At 67.3% G+C, this 19,803-nt stretch carries 18 protein-coding genes and 1 tRNA gene; 4 read left to right on the top strand and 15 right to left on the bottom strand.

What is annotated here, in order from left to right; translation table 11 throughout:
* Nucleotides 1-36 precede the first annotated feature (36 nt).
* The 15 genes from ACXAFN_RS13530 to hemA all read right to left on the bottom strand — a co-directional run bounded on the left by ACXAFN_RS13530 (nucleotide 37) and on the right by hemA (nucleotide 16,201).
* Nucleotides 37-183, bottom strand: a complete 147-nt coding sequence (locus tag ACXAFN_RS13530) for a hypothetical protein (RefSeq protein WP_474989324.1) — start codon at nucleotides 181-183, stop codon at nucleotides 37-39.
* Between the two features lie 7 nt (nucleotides 184-190).
* A complete protein-coding gene (locus ACXAFN_RS13525) occupies nucleotides 191-1,111 on the bottom strand; it encodes a carbohydrate ABC transporter permease (RefSeq protein ID WP_474989323.1) in 921 nt (306 codons plus the stop codon).
* A gap of 10 nt (nucleotides 1,112-1,121) precedes the next feature.
* The gene (locus tag ACXAFN_RS13520) at nucleotides 1,122-2,153 is read right to left on the bottom strand and encodes a carbohydrate ABC transporter permease (RefSeq protein ID WP_474989322.1); all 1,032 of its coding nucleotides are present in this window, start codon (nucleotides 2,151-2,153) and stop codon (nucleotides 1,122-1,124) included.
* Nucleotides 2,154-2,221: 68 nt separating this feature from the next.
* Nucleotides 2,222-3,466 carry an ABC transporter substrate-binding protein gene (locus ACXAFN_RS13515; RefSeq protein WP_474989321.1) on the bottom strand — a complete coding sequence of 415 codons (1,245 nt, stop codon included), beginning with the start codon at nucleotides 3,464-3,466 and terminating at the stop codon, nucleotides 2,222-2,224.
* A 10-nt stretch (nucleotides 3,467-3,476) separates the two neighbouring features.
* Nucleotides 3,477-4,610: an ABC transporter ATP-binding protein gene (locus tag ACXAFN_RS13510; protein ID WP_474989320.1), complete on the bottom strand. Its 1,134-nt coding sequence runs from the start codon at nucleotides 4,608-4,610 to the stop codon at nucleotides 3,477-3,479.
* A gap of 477 nt (nucleotides 4,611-5,087) precedes the next feature.
* Nucleotides 5,088-6,056 (bottom strand): ester cyclase, encoded by a 969-nt coding sequence (locus tag ACXAFN_RS13505; protein ID WP_474989319.1) that lies wholly within the window; start codon nucleotides 6,054-6,056, stop codon nucleotides 5,088-5,090.
* A 19-nt stretch (nucleotides 6,057-6,075) separates the two neighbouring features.
* Nucleotides 6,076-6,828: an SDR family NAD(P)-dependent oxidoreductase gene (locus tag ACXAFN_RS13500; RefSeq protein WP_474989318.1), complete on the bottom strand. Its 753-nt coding sequence runs from the start codon at nucleotides 6,826-6,828 to the stop codon at nucleotides 6,076-6,078.
* Between the two features lie 24 nt (nucleotides 6,829-6,852).
* Nucleotides 6,853-8,163, bottom strand: coding sequence for a histidinol dehydrogenase (gene hisD, locus ACXAFN_RS13495; RefSeq protein ID WP_474989317.1), 1,311 nt, complete (start codon nucleotides 8,161-8,163; stop codon nucleotides 6,853-6,855).
* A gap of 227 nt (nucleotides 8,164-8,390) precedes the next feature.
* Entirely contained in the window at nucleotides 8,391-9,998 is a 1,608-nt protein-coding gene (locus ACXAFN_RS13490; RefSeq protein WP_474989316.1) for a sodium:solute symporter family transporter, read from the bottom strand.
* 255 nt (nucleotides 9,999-10,253) lie between these two features.
* Nucleotides 10,254-11,282 carry a LacI family DNA-binding transcriptional regulator gene (locus ACXAFN_RS13485; RefSeq protein ID WP_474989315.1) on the bottom strand — a complete coding sequence of 343 codons (1,029 nt, stop codon included), beginning with the start codon at nucleotides 11,280-11,282 and terminating at the stop codon, nucleotides 10,254-10,256.
* 142 nt (nucleotides 11,283-11,424) lie between these two features.
* Entirely contained in the window at nucleotides 11,425-12,171 is a 747-nt protein-coding gene (locus ACXAFN_RS13480; protein WP_474990152.1) for a HesA/MoeB/ThiF family protein, read from the bottom strand.
* 5 nt (nucleotides 12,172-12,176) lie between these two features.
* Nucleotides 12,177-12,677, bottom strand: a complete 501-nt coding sequence (locus ACXAFN_RS13475; protein WP_474989314.1) for an Lrp/AsnC ligand binding domain-containing protein — start codon at nucleotides 12,675-12,677, stop codon at nucleotides 12,177-12,179.
* A gap of 323 nt (nucleotides 12,678-13,000) precedes the next feature.
* Nucleotides 13,001-13,831, bottom strand: coding sequence for a peptide chain release factor N(5)-glutamine methyltransferase (gene prmC / locus ACXAFN_RS13470; RefSeq protein WP_474989313.1), 831 nt, complete (start codon nucleotides 13,829-13,831; stop codon nucleotides 13,001-13,003).
* Entirely contained in the window at nucleotides 13,831-14,922 is a 1,092-nt protein-coding gene (prfA, locus tag ACXAFN_RS13465; protein WP_474989312.1) for a peptide chain release factor 1, read from the bottom strand. The genes prmC and prfA overlap by 1 nt, the downstream gene beginning before the upstream one ends.
* A gap of 10 nt (nucleotides 14,923-14,932) precedes the next feature.
* Nucleotides 14,933-16,201: a glutamyl-tRNA reductase gene (hemA, locus tag ACXAFN_RS13460; protein WP_474989311.1), complete on the bottom strand. Its 1,269-nt coding sequence runs from the start codon at nucleotides 16,199-16,201 to the stop codon at nucleotides 14,933-14,935.
* A gap of 223 nt (nucleotides 16,202-16,424) precedes the next feature.
* Here hemA and ACXAFN_RS13455 point away from each other — a divergent pair, with 223 nt between their 5' ends.
* The 4 genes from ACXAFN_RS13455 to ACXAFN_RS13440 all read left to right on the top strand — a co-directional run bounded on the left by ACXAFN_RS13455 (nucleotide 16,425) and on the right by ACXAFN_RS13440 (nucleotide 19,785).
* The gene (locus ACXAFN_RS13455; RefSeq protein ID WP_474989310.1) at nucleotides 16,425-18,161 is read left to right on the top strand and encodes a tetratricopeptide repeat protein; all 1,737 of its coding nucleotides are present in this window, start codon (nucleotides 16,425-16,427) and stop codon (nucleotides 18,159-18,161) included.
* 28 nt (nucleotides 18,162-18,189) lie between these two features.
* On the top strand, nucleotides 18,190-18,810 hold the full coding sequence (lolB, locus tag ACXAFN_RS13450) for a lipoprotein insertase outer membrane protein LolB (RefSeq protein ID WP_474989309.1): 621 nt from the start codon (nucleotides 18,190-18,192) through the stop codon (nucleotides 18,808-18,810).
* A complete protein-coding gene (gene ispE / locus ACXAFN_RS13445) occupies nucleotides 18,803-19,660 on the top strand; it encodes a 4-(cytidine 5'-diphospho)-2-C-methyl-D-erythritol kinase (RefSeq protein ID WP_474989308.1) in 858 nt (285 codons plus the stop codon). The genes lolB and ispE overlap by 8 nt, the downstream gene beginning before the upstream one ends.
* Nucleotides 19,661-19,710: 50 nt before the next feature.
* A tRNA-Gln gene (locus ACXAFN_RS13440) sits at nucleotides 19,711-19,785 on the top strand.
* The last annotated feature ends 18 nt before the right edge of the window (nucleotides 19,786-19,803 follow it).

The following is a 19,803-nucleotide window of genomic DNA, read 5'->3' as shown; positions in this document are numbered from 1 at the left end:
GGCGATCATGCAGAGAATCGTCCCTGGCTCGCCGGTTTATGTCGTTTCATCGCCGATCACGGTTTTCCTGTAACCCGGCTTTTTCCCATTCATTGCCTGCTTCTGGGCCGAGATGGCATCGGCCGGGGCGCGTTCGTCGAGCGGGTCGATAGTGCGCCCGCCCCCGCCGGGGATAGCCATCACGGATGGGTCACCCTTTCACCGCGCCGGCGGTGAGACCGCTGACGATCTGCCGCTGGAAGAGCAGTATCAGCACGAACAGCGGAGCGGTGGCCGACACCACGGCGGCGACGGCGTACATGACCTTGCCTTCGACCTGGGTCGTGCCCAGGAAGCTGTTGATCGCGGGAATGATGGTCTCGTTCTCCGAACTCAGGAGCATCGCGGTCACCGTGAAGTCGTTGTAGGCCAGCAGGAAGCTGAACAGCCCGGTGGTGATCACCCCGGGCCACATGACCGGAATGATCACGTGCCGGAAGGCCTGGAAGCGGGTGCAGCCATCGACCATGGCGCTTTCGTCCATGTCCTTGGGGATATTGAGGAAGAACGAGTGCAGCATCCACAGGGTGAAGGGCTGGTTGATCGCCACCAGTACGATGATGGTGGTCGGCAACAGCCCCCAGATGTTCCACTCGAAGAACGGCAGCATATAGCCCGAGACCAGGGTGATATGCGGCATGGCGCGGAACGCCAGCGCGGCCATCAACAGCCAGAAGGCATAGCGACGGCCCGAGCGGGCCAGGGCATAGCCGCCGAGCGTGCCAATGGTGAGTGAGATGATCACCGTGAAGAACACGACGATGGCCGAGTTGATCACATTGCGCCAGAACGCTTCGTCGACCCAGGCGCCGGAGTAGCCTTGAAGGGTAAAGGCACTGCCGGTCTCCTTGATCGTGTTGACCCCGTAGATGGCGTTCTGCCAGTCGACCTTGGAGAAGAAATCCGACTGAACCTTGAAGCTTCCCCAGAAGGTCCAGAAGAAGGGAAAGGCCGCGACGATCAGCCAGAGCGCCACGAGAGCCAGGGAGATGACGGTGAGCGGCGACAAGCGGAACCGGGCGTTGCTGCTCACCGCAGGGGCTGTGGTACGAGATAGTGTCTCGGTTGTCATGATCGTGCCCTCAGTGTGCTTTACGGTTGAAGTCGCGCCAGGTGCGAATCAACACCGGTGTCAGGAGGATGACCACGCCGATGATCGTCATCATCGAGGTCGCCCCGGCGGAACCGTAGAGGGGATTGCCGCTTTCGCGCAGGTCGTTGTAGATGATCCAGCTGAGCGACGTGGCATGGGCCTCGGCCTTGAAGCTGACGATCGGCTCGAAGACCCGGAAGTTGTCCATCAGGAGCATCAGCGTCACGAAGGACATCAACGGCGCCAGATGCGGCACCACCACATGGATCATGCGCTGCCACTTGGAGGCACCGTCGATCTTGGCGGCTTCCATGGTGTCCTCGGGCACTGTCTGAAGCCCTGCGTAGAAGGTGATGAAGCTGAACGGCAGGGTATGCCAGATGCCATACACGATCAGCATGCTCCAGGTGAGCGCCGTCGAGGCCTTCAGGCTGAGCGAGGGGTCGTCGAAGATCCGCTGGATGGTGGCGCCGATAATGCCGTCGCTATCGACCATCCAGAACAGGATCAACGCGCCCACCAGCGGCGTGACGAGAAAGGGCAGCAGCGAGATGAAGATCGACGGTCCCTTGAGCAACCTGGGCAGGTTGTTGACGCCCACCGCAATCGCCAGGCCCAGCACGATGACCACCGGGGTGACCACGGCGGTGTAGGTCAGGGTGAAGAACAACGCGCGGTAGAAAGGCAGGTTGGAGACCTGCCCCCAGAACTCGCCTAAGGTGTCGGTGCTGCTCCAGGCCTCGCCGACTTCCGCAAAGGCCAGATGCGAACGATTGAAGTAAGTCCCGAGCCCGTTGAACTGACCCAGGGGTTGCTCTTCCTGCAGCCTGGCCGTGGCCTCGGCATCGACTTTGGTGGTGGAGGTACAGCCGAACGGGCCGCAGCTTTCGGATACCACCAGCACCTGCTCGTTCTCGACGAACAGCGACTGGATGGCAACCGAAACGATGGGCAGCGCGATGAACAGGATCATCGCGGAAAGCGTCGGCAGGATGAACCAGAAGAAGGTGCGGTGCTTCATGGAGTGCGCCTCGGTGTTCAGTCCGGAACAGAGCGAGGGGGCCGATCGGCCCCCTCTAGCCGGAAGGCTTAGTTGATGAAACCGGCTTCCCTGGCCGAGGTGCGGTAGGCGGTCTCGACGTCTGCCAACGCCTTCTCGGCGCTTTCGTTACCCTTCAGGAAGTCGGTCAATTCCGAACCGAGCGCAGCGTGCAGCAGCGCCATCTGCGGGATCATCGGGTAGGGTCGGGCCCCGCCCCGCATGGTGGCGGCTACGCCCGCGGCCGCGGGGCCGGGCTCGAACCCGTCGATCATCCAGACGGCATCATCGTTGTTCTCCGCGACCATCTCCGGGGTCAGCGCACTGACCAGCGCGGCGAATGTTGCCTCGGCGTCTTCATCCGGAACGTTGGCGGCGATGGAGATACCGTCCCACCACAGGGTGGCCGCGGGGATCGAACCGCCACCGACGGTGGGCGCGGCTGACAGCACAGTGTTCGACGCCACCGCTTCGGTGGAGCCTTCCTCATCCAGGATGGGAGACCCGCGAGAGCCCCACATGATGCCCAACGCCGCCTGTCCGGACTCCCACAGGCCCTGGGTCTCGTTCGAGGCATGGGTCAGATGATCCGGATGGGCATATTCGACCAGCGCCTTCATGGTTTGCAGCGTGGCGATGCCCTGCTCGTTGCTGATCGAGGGTTCGGCGGAACCGGGCTCGAAAAACTCGCCATCGTGACCGAGGTAGAGCGTGTTGAACGCCTCGGCCAGGCTCCACCCGGTCTGGAGGTTCATGACCAGCGGATGCTCCATGATCCCCGCGGAACGGATCTTTTCCGCCGCCTCCAGCACCTCTTCATAGGAAGCCGGGATACCGTCCACACCGGCCTGCTGCAGAATATCCTGGCGCGAGAACAGATGCTGAGAATTGGCCATGAAGGCCACTGCCATCACGTCCCCATCGATGGTGATCAGCAGGTGCTCCGGGATGCTGTCTTCGTATTTTTCGACCAGGTCGTTCAACGGCCTTACCAACCCATCGTTCATCAGCTGGGTCAGCGTCGAGTTGGCCAGGATCACCGAGGTGTATTCCGCCGGGTTCGGCGTCAGCGCTGCGTTCATCATCTGGCGCGCCTCGGTGGTATGGTTGACGCTAAACTCGGCGGCGGACTCTGCACAGTTCGCTCTCGCCTGGTCCACGACGGCGCGAATCGCCGGGAAGTCGCTCGCCAGGATACGGATGGACTTCCCCTCCGGCCCACAGTCAGCAGCAAAAGCCGACGAGCACATCAGGCCCGAAACCAGTGATGCGGCAGCTAGCCTCTTCAATCGCATGTTGTCTTCCTTATATTGTTGTTAGATGAGATACCGGACTGGTTTTATTCACACGATGGGCGCCGGCGTCCGGCGACGTGGCAGATGGGTCATCACCCTCGACCCGCACACCCGTTGCATTATCAAACAGGTGGCATATTTCCTGAGGCACCGAGATCGATACCATGTCATCGATCTCGGCACGGAAGGTCTTGTCCGCCTTCACCGACACCAGTACACCGCCAACCCGCACCGAGATCATCGTCGCGTCGCCCAGCAGCTCCATCGTGTAGATGGGGGCGTTGATCTGGCCTTCCCCCGGAGAGGCAATGCTGGAATCTTCGGCACGAAACCCGATGGTCAGCGCTCCGTCCGGCACGCTCAATCCGGGGATTTCGACATGTGAGGCGCGGAAGGTACCGTTCTGGACATGCCCCTCTATCAGATTCATCGCCGGACTGCCGATGAAACTGGCGACAAAGATATTGACGGGGTTGTCATAGATATCGGTCGGGCTGCCGATTTGCTGTACTATGCCGTTTTTCATCACCACGACCCGATCGGCCAGGGTCATCGCCTCGATCTGATCATGCGTCACGTAGATCGTCGTCACGGCCAGTTCATGGCTCAGGTTCTTGATCTGAGCGCGGGTTGAAACACGTAGCTTGGCATCGAGGTTCGACAGCGGCTCGTCCATCAGGAAGACGTTGGGTTCGCGAACGATGGCCCGAGCCAAGGCGACACGCTGGCGTTGGCCGCCGGACAGCTCCGACGGCTTGCGATGCAGGAAGTCATCCAGCTCAACCATCGCAGAGGCGCGACGCACCTTCTCGTCATGTGTAGAGGGGTCGACCCCGCGCACCTTCAGCGGAAAGCGAATGTTGTCGTAGACCGTCATGTTGGGGTAGAGCGCGTAGGACTGAAACACCATTGCCACATCCCGGTCCTTCGGCTCCATGTCATTGACACGCTCCCCGTCGATCAGGATGTCACCTTCAGTGGCATCTTCCAGCCCCGCGATCATTCGCATTGTCGTGGTTTTTCCACATCCCGAGGGCCCGAGAAGTACCAGAAACTCCTTGTCGGCTATGGTGAGATCGAAGTTGTCGACACCGACAAACGATCCCCAACGCTTACCGACATTCTTGAGCGTTACTTCAGCCATAAGATCTCCCTATGGGTATCGTCTTATTTTTATGCTTACGTATGCAACAAGAGTAGACCCAAGGCCTTCGGGCCTGCAAGCCATTTCTCGATACCATACGCATGTCTTGGGTAAATCTTTATCACCAAGCTGCCGCTGGAGGCAGCCCTCATCGCAGGCCATGCACTCACCGAGGCACATTACCGGCGACACACCGGGTTTTCTCGCCACCCCTCGCGGCCGCTCGCACTAACCGGGATCACCATACCGACACCCGGGGAGGGCAACAGAGCGACCGGGCGCCAGGATTGTTGTTGAATACGCAACCACTCCGGGCCGCCACATGACCCGCCACTCACCACGCCCCACCTCGAAGCGGCATGGCCCTCGAGGCGATGCGAACGGCCCTGGCGAGAGGCAAGGGTCGACGGCATCCAGCGCTAGCTCGGCGGTCTCACTGACCGGCCGCACACCTCCGGCGCGCCCGAGGCCAGGCCATCAGGCCCCCTGCTGGCGATGCTGGGCGATCTGGGCGTGAATGGCGATCTCGTCGAGCTGGTGCCATTCGCGCACCACGGTGTCGCCGCGCAGCTCGGCATGGGTGATGCCGAGCAGCACCACCGGGGCCCCGCTGGCGGCACCGAAGACGCCGCCGCCCTGATGGGTGGTCGAGAGCGACCAGCGCAGCGCCACCCGGCGCGGCTCGCCGGCGTCCTCGCGGTCGATCCAGTGATGGATGCGGAACTGCCCCGCGGGGAAGGCGCCCTTGTAGCCGAACCAGAAGCGCTCCAGGTCGTCGTGGCCGCGCAGGGTGCGCGCTCCCGGCACCTTGGCGTCGATGGCCCGGTCGTAGCCGTCGCGCAACCGCTCGAGGCGAGCGTGCTGCCAGAGGTCCCGATAGCGCACGGCCACCGGTCCCAGGGCATCGATGTCCAGGTCCCCCTCGGGGCCGCGCCAGCGTTCCACCAGGGCCTCGGCGTCGGGCAGCGCGGCCTTGGCCGCCAGGGCCTCGCCGAGCGCCGCGGGGGAATGCCCCAGCTGCCGGGCCAGGCCGGCCTGGTCGCGGACCAGCCATTCATCGACGATGCGGTTCTCCCGGCACAGGCAGTCGGCGATGGTCATGACGCCGGCCCGCACGCCGCTAGGCGCACCGAAGGCGCCCTCCCCCGCATGGGTCATATGGGAGAAGATGCGATGCGAGGAATAGTAGGTGCCCGGGGCATCCTCGCTGTCGATGACGTCCTCGCCGAGCAGCGTGCGGTCGGGGAACTCCTGGAGCGTCTCCAGGGTGCCGCGGATCACCCCCTCGACGCCGCTGAAGGCGCCGCCCGGGGTCTTCACCGGGCAGTCCTCGGCGTAATAGTCGCGGATCAGGTCGATGCCGCGACCTTCCCAGATCCACTCGGTGATCTTGAGGATGTAGTCGCGCAGGTCGACGAACTGCGCGTCGAAACCGGTCAGGCTCATGGGGAACTCCTTGTGCTTGCTAGTGGGCGGTCCAGCCGCCGTCGACCATCAGCGCGCTGCCGGTCACCAGGCCGGCGGCGTCCGAAGCGAGGAAGGCCACCGGGCCCATGATGTCCTCGATCCGGCCGAGACGCCCCAGCGGAATCTTCGCCAGCACCGCCTCGCGAAAGCCCGGCTGCTCGAAGAACGGCCGGGTCATCGGCGTCTCGACGAAGGTCGGGCAGACGCTGTTGACGCGGATGCCGCGCGGCCCGAGCTCCACCGCCATGGCCCGGGTCATGCCCTCCACCGCCGACTTGGAGGCGCAGTAGAGGCTGCGGTCGGCGGCGCCCACGTGGCCCATCTGGGACGACATGTTGATGATCGAGCCGCCCTCCGGCATCGAGGCGATCACCGTCTGGGCCAGGAAGTAGGCGGCCCGCACATTGATATCCATCACCGCCGCGTAGTCGACCTCGCTGATCTCGTCGATCGGCTTGGGCCGATTGGTACCGGCGTTGTTGACCAGGATATCGATGCGTCGGCCGGTGAGCGCCTCGCGCACCGCCGCGGTATCGGTGACGTCCAGGGCCAGGGCCTCGGCCGAGTGACCGGCGGCGGTCAGCGCCGCCACCGCCTCCTCGAGGGCCGCGGGATCCCGGGCCACCAGGATCACTCGGGCGCCGGCCTGGGCCAGGGCGCAGGCCGCCGCCAGCCCCAGGCCCTTGCTGGCCCCGGTGATCAGTGCCGTGCGGCCATCCAGCCGCTGGCTCGGTGTCTGGGGTAGCGTCATGATTGCCTCCTCGATCGGACCGTCTCAGGCTTCCACCTGACCGGCATAGGGCACATCGCGCTGGCCGTAGCGACGCACGCGCTCGTTGGCCTGCTCGCCATGCCCGGCGAAGCCTTCGAGGGCACAGAGCCGCGAGCAGTAGCTGCCGATGCGGGCGGAGGCCTCGTCGGTGAGCACGCGCTGGTAGGTGCAGGTCTTGAGGAACTTGCCGACCCACAGGCCACCGGTGTAACGCGCCGCCTTCTTGGTGGGCAGGGTGTGGTTGGTGCCGATCACCTTGTCACCGTAGGCGACGTTGGTGCGCGGGCCCAGGAACAGCGCGCCGTAGTTGACCATGTTGTCGAGGTACCAGTCGGTGTTCTCGGTCATGATCTGGACATGCTCGTAGGCCATGTCGTTGGCGACCTGGAGCATTTCCTCGTGGCTGTCGCAGACGATGATCTCGCCGTAGGCCTCCCAGGACTGACGGGCGGCATCGGCGGTGGGCAGCTTCTCGAGCAGCTCGGCGATGGCGGCCTCGGTATCGCGGGCCAGGGTCTCGGAATTGGTCAGCAGCGCACAGGGCGAATTGGTGCCGTGCTCGGCCTGGCCCAGCAGGTCGGTGGCGCACAGCAGGCCGTCGACGCTGTCATCGGCGATCACCAGGGTCTCGGTGGGGCCGGCGAACAGATCGATACCGACGCGACCGAACAGCTGACGCTTGGCCTCGGCGACGAAGGCATTGCCCGGGCCGACCAGCATGTCGACACCGTCGATGCTCTCGGTGCCGATGGCCATGGCGCCGACCGCCTGGACGCCGCCGAGCACCAGGATCTCGTCGGCGCCGGCCAGGTGCATGGCGGCGACGATCGCCGGGTGGGCCTTGCCCTTGTAGGGCGGCGCCGCGGCGACGACGCGCTTGACGCCGGCGACCTTGGCGGTCAGCACGCTCATGTGAGCCGAGGCCACCATCGGATAGCCGCCACCGGGGATGTAGCACCCTACCGCCTCGATGGGCACATGCTTGTGGCCGAGGATCACGCCGGGGCTGTTCTCGATCTCCACCGGCTGCATGGAGGCGAGCTGGGCCTCGGCGAAGCGGCGCACCTGGGCCTGAGCGAAGCGGATGTCTTCCAGGGACTGAGCATCGACCTCGCTGATCGCCTGATCGATCTCTTCCTGGGTCAGGCGGAAGCTCTTCGGCGACCAGCCGTCGAAGCGCTCGGAGAGCTCGCGCACGGCGCTATCGCCGCGGGCCTCGATATCGGCCAGGGTGGTTTCGACGACGTCGCGCACCTTGCGGTCGGCTTCGGCGCGCACATCCTGGGTGGCACCGGACTTGAGATAACGGATCATGGATTCACCTCGGGAGTTACAGGGTATGGGTTTTCGGGTTACGGCGCCGTCGCTTGCGGCCCAGGCGCTGGCTCAGGATTAACGTGGCGCCGGTTGTTATCAGACGCTGATAGTAATCTGGCACTGATTGCATACGAATGCAAACCGGATTTTCTTATTCCTTCGTCGCGGCTCTCGTCCCGCCACCACCGGGCCCGCCCGCCATCACGGCCAGGCCCGGCGAGGCATCAGATCAATGCCGCGAACAGGTAGAGAAACAGCAGCGTGGCCAGGAAGAACGCCACCAGCAGCCAGCTGACGCGATCCACCTTGCCGGGAATCAGGTACCAGCCCTGGTCCTTGGCCGGCAGGTTCTTATCACGATACATCGCCTTCTGCCCCTGAATGGTATAGGCCGAGAGCTCTCCCTGGCGGCCATCCAGCAGCAGGCTGGCGGCGAGCGCGACGGGCACGTTGACCACCACGCCGACGGCGCAGAACCAGGGCCAGGCGAGCTCGGTCTGGGTGGCCACGAACCACACCGCCACGAAGCCGGCCGCCACCCCGATCAGCAGCCCCCGCTCGGTGGTATGCCGGGAGAAGAACCCCAGGGCATACATGCTCAGCTTGGCGCCGACGAAGTAGGAACCGACCTTGGTGAGCAGCTGCAACACCGAGCCTTCGCTCTGGGCGAACAGGATCGCCGGCAAGATGATCAGCACCGCCCAGCCGACGGTGAACCAGCGGGAAGCCTTCAGGTAATGGGCCGAGGAAGCGCCCTTCTTGAAGTACTTCTCGTAGAAGTCGAGGGTGGTCACCGTGGCCAGCGAGTTGAGCGCCGAGTCCAGGCTGGACATGGAGGCGGCCACTACCGCGGCGGCGACGATGCCCAGCAGGCCCGGCAGGCCGTAGTCGGAGGCGAACTGCAGCACGATGGTGTTGCTGTTGTCGAACTCGCGGCCGCCATAGTAGCTGTAGAACAGCACCCCCAGCAGCAGGAACAGGAAGTAGATGAAGAAGGCCGCGAAACCCATGAACAGGAAGGATTTCTTGGCATCGCCAATGTTCCTGGCGGCGAGCGCGCGCTGCACCACCATCTGGTTGGCGCCGTAGACGGTGACGTGATAGAGCACCATGGCGATGACCCCGGACCAGACGGTGGCCTCGACCCGAGGATCGAAGGAGAAATCCAGGATATTCATCCTGCCCTCGGCCTTGAGCTCGCCCAGGGTGGTCGCCAGCGACTCCGGCATGCGGTCGAGCAGGGCGTAGAAGATGATCGCCGCCCCCACCAGCAGGATCACCGCCTGCAGCACGTCGGTCCAGATCACCGCGCTGATCCCGCCCATCAGGGTATAGACCAGGGCGATCAGGGTGATCGCCAGGATCGCGGTGACCACATCCACGCCGGTGATGAAGCTCAGCACCAGCGCCGTGGCATAGAGCACCGCCGCCGAGGACAGGGTCTGGGTCATCATGAAGATGATCGACATCACGCCCCGCGCCTTCTTGCCGAAGCGACGCTCCTGGTACTCGTAGATGGACGCCACGCCGCTGTTGTAGAAGAACGGTAGGAACAGGGTGATCACCAGGAACACCACCAGCGGGTAGTTGATCTGGATCATCATCACCCCGAGCCCGCTGCCATAGGACCAGGCGGGCCCGCCCAGAAACGACATGGCGCTGACGTAGGTGGCCATCACCGACAGGCCGATCGCCCACCAGGGGATGGTCTTGTTGCCCAGGTAGTAGTCCTCGGCGCTGTTGACCTTCTTGCTCAGCAGCGACCCCATCACCAGGTTGCCGATGAGGTAGACGATCAGGATCGTCCAGTTGAGCGTCCCGAAACTTTCCATCAGTGGTGCCCCATTGCCGTTGTCGTAATCGGTGGCTGTCGAGGGAAAAATGGCACACCTTGAATACGTTTGCAAAAAACAGGCGGGACGCGACAGCAGCGTCACGCCTCTCTCGAGGCATTCGAAAATTCACTACATATCAATGAGTTAAAATGGGTTGCCGCAAAAACCTTCGCCCACGGTGCTGCGACTAAAGATTAAGTCCGACGGGCGAGTTCGACGCGGGGAACCGGCAACGGCTCACCGGGCGGGCAATCACTCGGGAGCCAGTTCCCGAGCGGGCTGGCGAGCGCTGTCGCGCAGGATGGGGGTCACCGGCAGCACCCGGTTCTCGGCACTGAAGTCGCCCTGGCGGATCTGCTTGAGCAGCAGCGTGGTGGCTTCCTCCACCATGCGATCCACCGGCTGTCGCACCGTGGTCAGGCGGTAACTCGGCCAGGCGGCGACCGGGGTGTCGTCGAAGCCGATCACCGAGACGTCCTCCGGCACGCGACGGCCCAGGTCGTCCCGCAGGGTCTCCATCACCGCGATGGCCATGTGGTCACTGGCGGCGAAGATGGCATCGGGATAGGGGGGCTCGGCGAACAGCTGCAGGGTCGCCGCCCTGGCCTGCTCGAAGTCGTAGTCGCCCCGAGCGACCACCTCGCACTGCTTGCCCAGCGAGGCCAGGCCATCGACCAGGCCCTGGTAGCGATGGCGGCTGGTCGACGAGCTCTCGAGCCCCGCCAGGTAGGCGACGCGCTGGTGGCCGCCCATGGCCAGGTAGCTGCCGACCCAGTAGCCGCCGTGATAGTTGTCGCTGTAGACCTGGCTGATCCCGGCGAAGTCCACGTTGCGGTTGATCAGCACCACCGGAATGCCGGTCTCGACGCACTCGTGGGCCAGCGACGAGGTCAGGGAGGCCGACATCATCAGGATGCCGTCGACCTGGCTCTGCAGGATGCTGTCCATGACCCCGGCGAAGTCGCCCTCCTCGGGCACCACGAACAGCAGCAGGTGGTAGTCCTCGGCCTGGAAGCGTCGCGAGGCCTTCTCCACCACCAGCGGGTAGAACATGTTGTCCAGGTGCGAGAGTACCAGGGCGATGGTGCGCGACGAGCGGGTGATCAGCGAGCGGGCGATGCTGTTGGGGCGATAACCGAGCTCCTTGGCGGCCTTGAGCACCTTGAGCTTGGTCTTCTCCGAGATGCTGGCCTTGGGCGAGAAACAGCGACTCACCGCCGACTGCGAGACTCCGGCTCGCTCGGCGACATCCCGCGATGTGACGGCAGACTTCCTCTTCATCGGCATCGGCTCACTGAGAATACGTAATCAATGTTAACAGCTTTCTCCACCACTCTCCGCCATTCACGCGCGGGGGGCATATCGAACCCGCGCACTCGACGCCAGACGCACCGCCTGCCCGGCCTCGCCGCCAAGGCTCGACTCAGCCGCCGCACACCGGGCAGGCGGGATCGCGGGGCACGCGGAAGTGGCGCCACTGGCCGCTGAGGCCGTCGAAGGTGGAGAGCCCCTGGTGCACCCGACCGGCCCGGGCGAGAAGCTTTACCGCCTCGAGCGCCTGGAAGCAGCCGATCAGGCCGACCAGCGGCGCCACCACGCCGTTCTCGGCACAGCGCAGCTCCTCGTCGCCGCCTTCCCCTGGGGGGTACAGGCAGGCATAGCAGGGGCTCTCGGCATCGCGCGGGTCGAACACCGCCAGTTGCCCGGAGAAGCGGATCGCCGCTCCGGAGACCAGCGGCACGCCGGCGGCCCGGCAGGCGGCGTTGATGGCGTAGCGACTGGCGAAGCGGTCGGTGCAGTCGAGCACCACGTCGGCCTCGGCCACCGCGGCGGCCAGCGCCTCGCCCTCGAGGCGCTCGGTGAGCGCCCGGATCTCGCAGTCCGGGTTGACCGCCAACGCGGCCTCGCGGGCCGACTCGGCCTTGGCACACCCCAGGTCGGCCATGCCGTGGGCGACTTGACGCTGCAGGTTGGAGAGCTCCACGGCATCGTCGTCGGCGATGTCCAGGCGGCCGACTCCGGCGGCGGCCAGGTAGAGGGCCACCGGCGAGCCCAGCCCGCCGGCGCCGATCACCAGGGCATGGCCGGCCAGCAGGCGCTCCTGGCCGGCGATCTCGATCTGCTCGAGCATGATCTGGCGGCTGTAGCGCAGCAGCGCCTCGTCGTTCATGTCGCTCACTTGTCCTCGAACTCCTCGACATCGGGCACGTAGAGGGAGAACTCCTCCTTGACCTCCTCCATCACCACATAGCTCTTGGACTCCTTCACCCCCGGCAGGGTCAGCACCACTTCGCCGAGCAGCTGGCGATAGGCGGACATCTCCGGAATCCGGCACTTGAGGATGTAGTCGAACTGCCCCGACACCAGGTGGCATTCCTGGATCTGCGGCAGCTTGGCCACCGCCCGGCGGAACTCGTCGAACACCGAGGGCGACTGGGTCTCCAGGCTGATCTCGACGAACACCAGCAGGTTGGCCTTGAGCGCCCTGGGGTCGAGCAGCGCCTTGTAGCCGCGAATCACGCCGGCGCGCTCGAGGCGCTTGACGCGCTCCAGGCAAGGAGTGGTGGAGAGCCCGACCTGGGAGGCCAGGTCAACATAGGAGATACGGGCATTTTCCTGCAGGCAACGCAGGATCTTGAGGTCGATACGGTCGAGCGAGCGGGTCTTGGTTTTCATTGTGGTCCAGGTGCGTCGATCGGGCCGCCACCGCATGTTCCTCTGAAAATCACCGCAAAACGGCTCCCTTCTGGAATGCATGCATGAATAGTCGGCGGCGGCTGGCGTTTTTTTCTGTTTTCAGGTGTACCACACCACGCCGGGGCGGCTCCAGTCCGCTCCTCGAGGAAGCACCGATTTATGTCGCGAGCGATGGGAGACTGGCCATCGCCGGAACGCAAAGACCGGAGTTTACGTGACAGTAAATGAGGGCGTTGACCGGGCTCGCGCACGAGTACCGCCGGTGGCCAGTATGCCGAGCGCAGCAATAAATCGGCGCTTCCTCAACGTCGCCCCAGGCTGACCCGCTCACGCCCGCCCAGATCCCGGCGACTCTGCACCTCGCCATAGCCCGCCTCGGCGAGGGCCTCACGCACCGCGGCGCCCTGCCCCGCGCCGTGCTCCAGCATCAGCCAGCCGTCGGACGCCAGGTGCGAGCGCGCCGCGGCGACCAGGTGGCGCAGGTCGGCCAGGCCGTCGTCGGCCGCCACCAGGGCGCTGCGGGGCTCGAAGCGCACGTCGCCGCGAGCCAGGTGGGGATCGTCGTCTGCGATGTAGGGCGGATTGGACACGATCAGCTCGAAGCGTTCGCCCTCGAGGGCGGCGAACCAGTCGCTGACCAGAAAGCGGGCGCCGGTGATGGCGAGCCGCAAGGCGTTGTCGCGCGCCAGGGCCACCGCCTCGGGCCGCAGGTCGACACCGGTCACCGCCCAGCCCGGCCGTTCGCTGGCGAAGGCCAGGGCCACCGCCCCGGTGCCGGTGCCCAGGTCGAGCAGCCGGCCGGCCTCGCCGGCCGCCGCCAGCGCGGCCTCCACCAGGGCCTCGGTGTCCGGGCGCGGGATCAGGGTGGCCGACGAGGTGGCGAGCCTGAGCCCCCAGAATTCCCGCTCGCCGGTCAGGTGCGCCACCGGGCGGCCCGCCTCGCGCTCGGCGACCAGCGCCTCGTATCGCGCCTCGGCCTCGGGATCGGCCTCGCGGTCGCCCCAGGTATAGAGCCAGGTGCGATCGACGCCCAGCACGTGGCACAACAGCACCTCGGCGTCGAGCCGGGCGCTCGGCGAACCGGCGTCCGCGAGGCGCCGGCCGGCGCGGGCCAGCAGCAGGTCGAGGCGCATCAGGCCTCCTGCTGCAGGGCGGCCAGCTGCTCGGCCTGATGCTCCTGGAGCAGCGGCTCGACCACCTCGTCGAGCTGTTCGCCGCCGATCACCTCGCCGAGCTTGTAGAGGGTGAGGTTGATGCGATGGTCGGTGACCCGGCCCTGGGGAAAGTTGTAGGTGCGGATGCGCTCGCTGCGATCCCCCGAGCCCACCAGCGAGCGGCGCTCGTCGGCCTGCTGCTGGCGCTGGCTGTCCTGGGCGGCCTGCTTGAGGCGCGCGGCGAGCAGCGACATGGCCTTGGCGCGGTTCTTGTGCTGGCTGCGCTCCTCCTGGCACTCCACCACCACCCCGGTGGGCAGGTGGGTGATGCGGATCGCCGAGTCGGTGGTGTTGACGTGCTGGCCGCCGGCGCCGCTGGAGCGGTAGGTGTCGACGCGCAGGTCGTTCTGGTTGATGTCGACGTCGCCCACCTCGTCGGCCTCGGGCATCACCGCCACGGTGCAGGCCGAGGTGTGGATGCGTCCCTGGGACTCGGTGGCCGGCACCCGCTGCACGCGATGGGCGCCGGACTCGAACTTGAGCCGCCCGTAGACGCCCTCGCCCTTGATCCGCGAGATGATCTCCTTGTAGCCGCCCTGATCGCCATGGCTGGCGCTGACCACTTCCACCTTCCAGCCGCGCTGCTCGGCATAGCGGGAATACATGCGGAACAGGTCACCGGCGAACAGCGCCGCCTCGTCGCCGCCGGTGCCGGCGCGGATCTCCAGGAAGACGTTGCCGGCATCGTCCGGGTCGCGGGGAATCAACAGCTGCTTGAGACGCGCCTCGAGCTCGACCAGCCGCGACCGCCCCTCGTCCCGTTCCAGCTCTGCCAGCTCGCGCATCTCGGCATCGGCGTCGTCGGCCAGGGCCTCGGCGGCCTCGATGTCGCCCTCCACGCCACGAAACGTCTGCCAGGCCTCCACCAGCGGCTCGAGTTCGGCGTATTCGCGCGAATAGTCGCGGAAGCGAGGCTGGTCGGCGATCACTTCGGGATCCGCCAACAGGGCGGCGAGCTCCTCGAAACGCTCGGCGAAGGCGTCGAGGCGCTGACGCAGGGAAGCTTTCATCAAGGATGTCCTATCGGGAAGTGTCGGAAGATTCGTCGAGCAGCAGCGCCGTGGCGGCCGTCAGCAACTCGCGTCGCTCGCCGCTGGCGGCCTCGCGCAGGGCCACCGTGGGCCGGTGCAGCAGCCGGTTGGTGAGCTGATGGGCCAGGCGGGTCACCACCGCCTCGGGGTCCTCGCCCCGGGCCAGGCGCTCCAGGGCCTGATCGCGGGCCTCGTCGCGCAGGGCTTCGCCCCGGGCGCGCACGTCGCGGATCAGCTCGCCGCCGCTGCGCAGGCGTCGCTCGTGCTGCCAGCGGTCCACGCCATGCTCGATCAGCGACTCGGCCTCGTCGGCGGCCACCTGGCGATGGCGGCGGTTCTCCTCGATGACCTCCTCGAGGTCGTCCACGGTATAGAGGAAGACATCGGAGAGCTCGCCGACCTCGGGCTCGATGTCGCGGGGCACGGCGATGTCGACCATGAACACCGGGCGGTGCCGACGCCGCTTGAGGGCGCGCTCCATCATGCCCTTGCCGAGAATCGGCAGCGGCGCGGCGGTGGAGGAGATCACGATATCGGCCCGGACCAGCGCCTCGGGAATCTCGTCGAGGGTGATGGCCTCGCCGCCGAGCGGCCCGGCCAGCTGCTCGGCCCGCTCGCGGGTGCGGTTGGCCACCGTCAGGTGGCGCACGCCCGCCTCGTGGAGATGGCGCGCCACCAGCTCGATGGTCTCGCCGGCGCCGATCAACAGCGCCGGCGAGCGCGAGAAATCGTCGAAGATGCGGCTGGCCAGGCTGACCGCGGCATAGGCCACCGACACCGGGTTCTTGCCGATGCCGGTCTCGGTCCGCACCCGCTTGGCCACGGCGAAGGTCTGCTGGAAGAGGCACTCCAGCTCGCCCCCCATGCCCCGGGCGCGGCGGGCGACCTGGTAGGCCTCCTTGAGCTGGCCGAGAATCTGCGGCTCGCCGAGCACCATCGAGTCGAGCCCGACCGCCACCCGCATCAGGTGGCGCGCGGCCTCGTCGTCCAGGTAGTGATAGGCGCAGCGGGTCAGCTCGTCCACCGCCAGGCCATGGAAACGCCCCAGCCAGGCCAGGACCGTCCGCTCGCCGGCCTCGCCGGTCACGCAGTACAGTTCGGTGCGGTTGCAGGTGGACAGCACGGCGGCCTCCTGCACCTCGGGCAGCTCGCGCAGCTCGGACAGCGCGGCCTCGAGCTGCGCGGGCGTGAAGGCGACCTGCTCGCGTACCTCGACGGTGGCGGTCCGATGATTGATTCCCAGGGCAAGAAGCGTCATGCGTGTCGGCGTCTTCGCGATAGTGATCCGGCGTCGTCGGGCGGCCTGCGACCAGGCATCGCTACCGCTCCACGGCGCCACATTCTACCACAGGCCACGGCCGCGCGGCGCCCGCCGGGACTATCGCCGGCATCGTCAACGACCATCGCCCGGCCGCCACGCGTCTTTGCCCCGCGCGGTCAAGCCGTTATGCTGGCGTCTCGACCGACTTCACGAGACAGGCATGCCCCGCGGATCCCCCATGACGCCTCACCGTCGACGCCCCCTCGCCGCCTTCGGCCTGGCCCTTGCGCTCGGCGGCTGCCAGAGCCTGTCCGCCGTCTCGCCGCCGGCGTCGGCCGAGGACCCCATGGCCGGGGCCCCACCCATCACCCGCGGCCTGGATGCCGAGGGGCTGTCAACCCTGCTGACGGCGGAGATCGCCGGCCAGCGCGGCGATTACCGGCGCGCCGCCCGGGGTTACCTGACCGTCGCCGAGCGCTACGCCGCCCCGGAGCTGGCGGAACGCGCCGCCCTGGCCGCCCGCTTCGACGAAGACCCGGCGCTGCTCGAGGAGGCCGCCCGACGCTGGCAGGCTCTGGCCCCCAGCAGCCAGGCGCCGGCCCGCCTGCGGGCCAGCCTGGCCGTGCAGCGGGGCGACTGGACGACCGCCCTGGAGCAGCGCCTGTCGCTGATACAGGAAGGCAGCGACGTCGAGCTGCTGGACTTCGTCGAGGGCGCCCTGGATGCTGGCGCCGACCCGGCCCCGCTGCTGGCCCGCCTGCGCGAGGCCACGGACGGCTCGGCGGAGGTCGAACTGGCCCTGGCGCGACTGGAGGCGGCCACGGGCGTGCCGGCCGCGGCCGAGGATCGCCTGGCGCGTCTCGCCGAGCGCCATCCCGCGCGGCCCGAGATATGGCGCCTGCGCGGCGAGGTGGCGCTGGAACGGGAGCGCCCCGAACGCGCCCGCCGCGCGGCCGATCGTGGACTGGCGCTGGCCCCCGGAGATCCACGCCTGATGCTGCTGCTGGCCCGCGCCGAGATTCGCCTGGGCCGGCTGGCCGAGGCCGAGGCGAGCACCGACGCCCTGCTCGACGACCACGGCGACCGGCCGCAGCTGCGCCTGGCCCTGGCGCGCCTGTATCTCGAGGAGGGCCACCCCCCGGCGGCGAGGCGCCTGCTGCTGCCGCTGGTCGAGGAGGACGAGACCCCGGACGTGGTGTACCTGCTGCTGGGCGGCATCGCCGAACAGCAAGGCGAAGTGGACAACGCGCTGCTCTATTACCGCCAGGTCCCGCCGGGCGACAACTTCCTGCTCGCCCGGCTGAGCGCCGCCCGCCTGCTGATCGGCGACGACCGGCTGGTCGACGCCCGCGCCTTCCTGCGCAACGAGCGCCTGAGCCACCCCGACCTCGCCTCGCAGTTGATCGCCCTGGAAGTGGAGCTGCTCGACGGCGCCGGTGCCCGCGCCCAGGGCGACGCCCTGCTGGACAGCCGCCTCGCCCAGGATCCCGACGACGCCCGGCTGCGCTACCAGCGTGCCATGCGGGCCTACCAGGACGGCGACCTGGCCGCCATGGAGGCCGACCTGCGCGCCATCATCGAGCGCGATCCCGACAACGCCAACGCCCTGAACGCCCTGGGTTACACACTCGCCGACGAGAATGTCGACGGTCGCCTCGAGGAGGCCCGGGCGCTGATCGAACGGGCCCTCGACATCGAGCCGGACAACCCGGCCATCCTCGATAGCCGGGGCTGGGTCGAGTACCGCCTCGGCCACCCCGGTGCGGCGCTGCCCTGGCTGGAGCGCGCCTGGGCGGCCATGCCCGACCAGGAGGTCGCCGCCCACCTGATCGAGGTGCTGTGGGCGCTGGGCCAGCGCGAGCGAGCCCGCGACCTGACGGCCACCGCCCTGGACCGTTTCGCCACGCGCCCGCGAATCGACGAACTGCTCGAGCGCCTGCCCGCGCTCGCCCCCTGACGCCCCGCAACGGAGAGGGACCCCGACCATGCGACGCCCGACGCTTTCCCTGCTGCCCGGCCTGGCCCTGGCCCTGCTCCTGCTCGGCGGCTGTGCCGCCCGCTCGCCCGCGCCGGACGCCGCTCGCGACGGCGACGACTGGCAGGCCCAGAAGGTCCGCCTGGAAGCCATGCAGACCTGGGAGCTGACCGGCAAGGCCGGCCTGCGCACCCCCGAGGACAGCACCAGTGCCAACCTCGACTGGCGCCAGACGCCCTACCACTTCCGGCTGCTGCTCAGCGGCCCCTTCGGCAGCGGCCGCAGCGTGCTGGAAGGGCGCGAGGGCCGCGTCTCGTTGACCACCGGCGAGGGGCGCTTCGAGGCCGACAGCCCCGAGGCGCTGATGGAGCAGGAACTCGGCTGGTCGCTGCCGGTGGGCGCGCTCAGCGACTGGGTCCGCGGCCTGCCCGCCGAGGACCGTCCGCATCGCCTGACCCGCGATGCCCGCGGCTTCCCGGACCGCCTGGAACAGGATGGCTGGACCATCGACTACCGCGACTGGACCCGCAGCGACGGCCTGTGGCTGCCGCGCCGGCTGTCCATGACCTACGGCGAGCTGCGCGTCACCCTGGTGGTGACCCGCTGGCAGCCGGAGACCACCGATGTCTGAGCGTGCGCGGCTCCGCCTGCCCGCGCCGGCCAAGCTCAACCGCATGCTGCACATCACCGGCCGGCGCGCCGACGGCTATCACGAGCTGCAGACGCTGTTCCAGTTTCTCGATCACGGCGACACCCTGACGATCGCTGCCCGCGACGACGGCGCACTGCGCCTGACCCCGACGCTGTCCGGGGTGGCCGAGGCGGATAACCTGATCCTGCGCGCCGCCCGCCGGCTGCGCGAGGCCACCGGCTGCCGCCACGGCGCCGAGGTGCACCTCGACAAGCGCCTGCCGCTGGGCGGCGGCCTGGGCGGCGGCAGCAGCGACGCCGCCACCGCGCTGCTGGGCCTGAACCGGCTGTGGGGGCTCGGGCTGTCTCTCGATGCCCTGGCCGAGCTGGGCCTCGCCCTGGGGGCCGACGTGCCGGTATTCGTGCGCGGCCACGCCGCCTGGGCCGAGGGCGTGGGCGAGCGGCTGACGCCGGTGGCGCTCGACACCCCCTGGTTCGTGGTCGTCCATCCCGGGGTAAACGTCGCCACCCCGACGGTGTTCCAGGCCCCGGAATTGACACGCCACAGCCCCCCGATTACCATGGCGCGCGCACTTCAGGGGGGAACGGCGAGCTGGCGCAACGACTGCGAGCTCACGGTCCGGGCGCTGCATCCCGAGGTCGCGAGTGCGCTCGACTGGCTGAGCGACCGGGCACCGGCCATGCTGACCGGCACCGGCGCCTGTGTCTTCGCCCGACTGGACCGGGAAGCCGACGCCGACGTGCTGCTGGCCGAGATGCCGACACGCTGGCAGGCCTTCAAGGCCCGGGGGCGGAATCGCTCTCCTCTCCATGATGCTCTGGATCGATGACCGCCCGAGCACGGCGGCCCCAAGGTTCGATCCGGCACGGTAAAGGTTGCTGGGGTATAGCCAAGCGGTAAGGCAGCGGTTTTTGGTATCGCCATGCGCAGGTTCGAATCCTGCTACCCCAGCCATTTCCCTCCCGGACGATC

The sequence above is a fragment of the Halomonas sp. ABH4_019 genome (assembly GCF_056159885.1).
The sequence above is the reverse complement of the archived record's forward strand: the minus strand, read 5'-3'. Positions and strand labels throughout refer to the sequence as shown.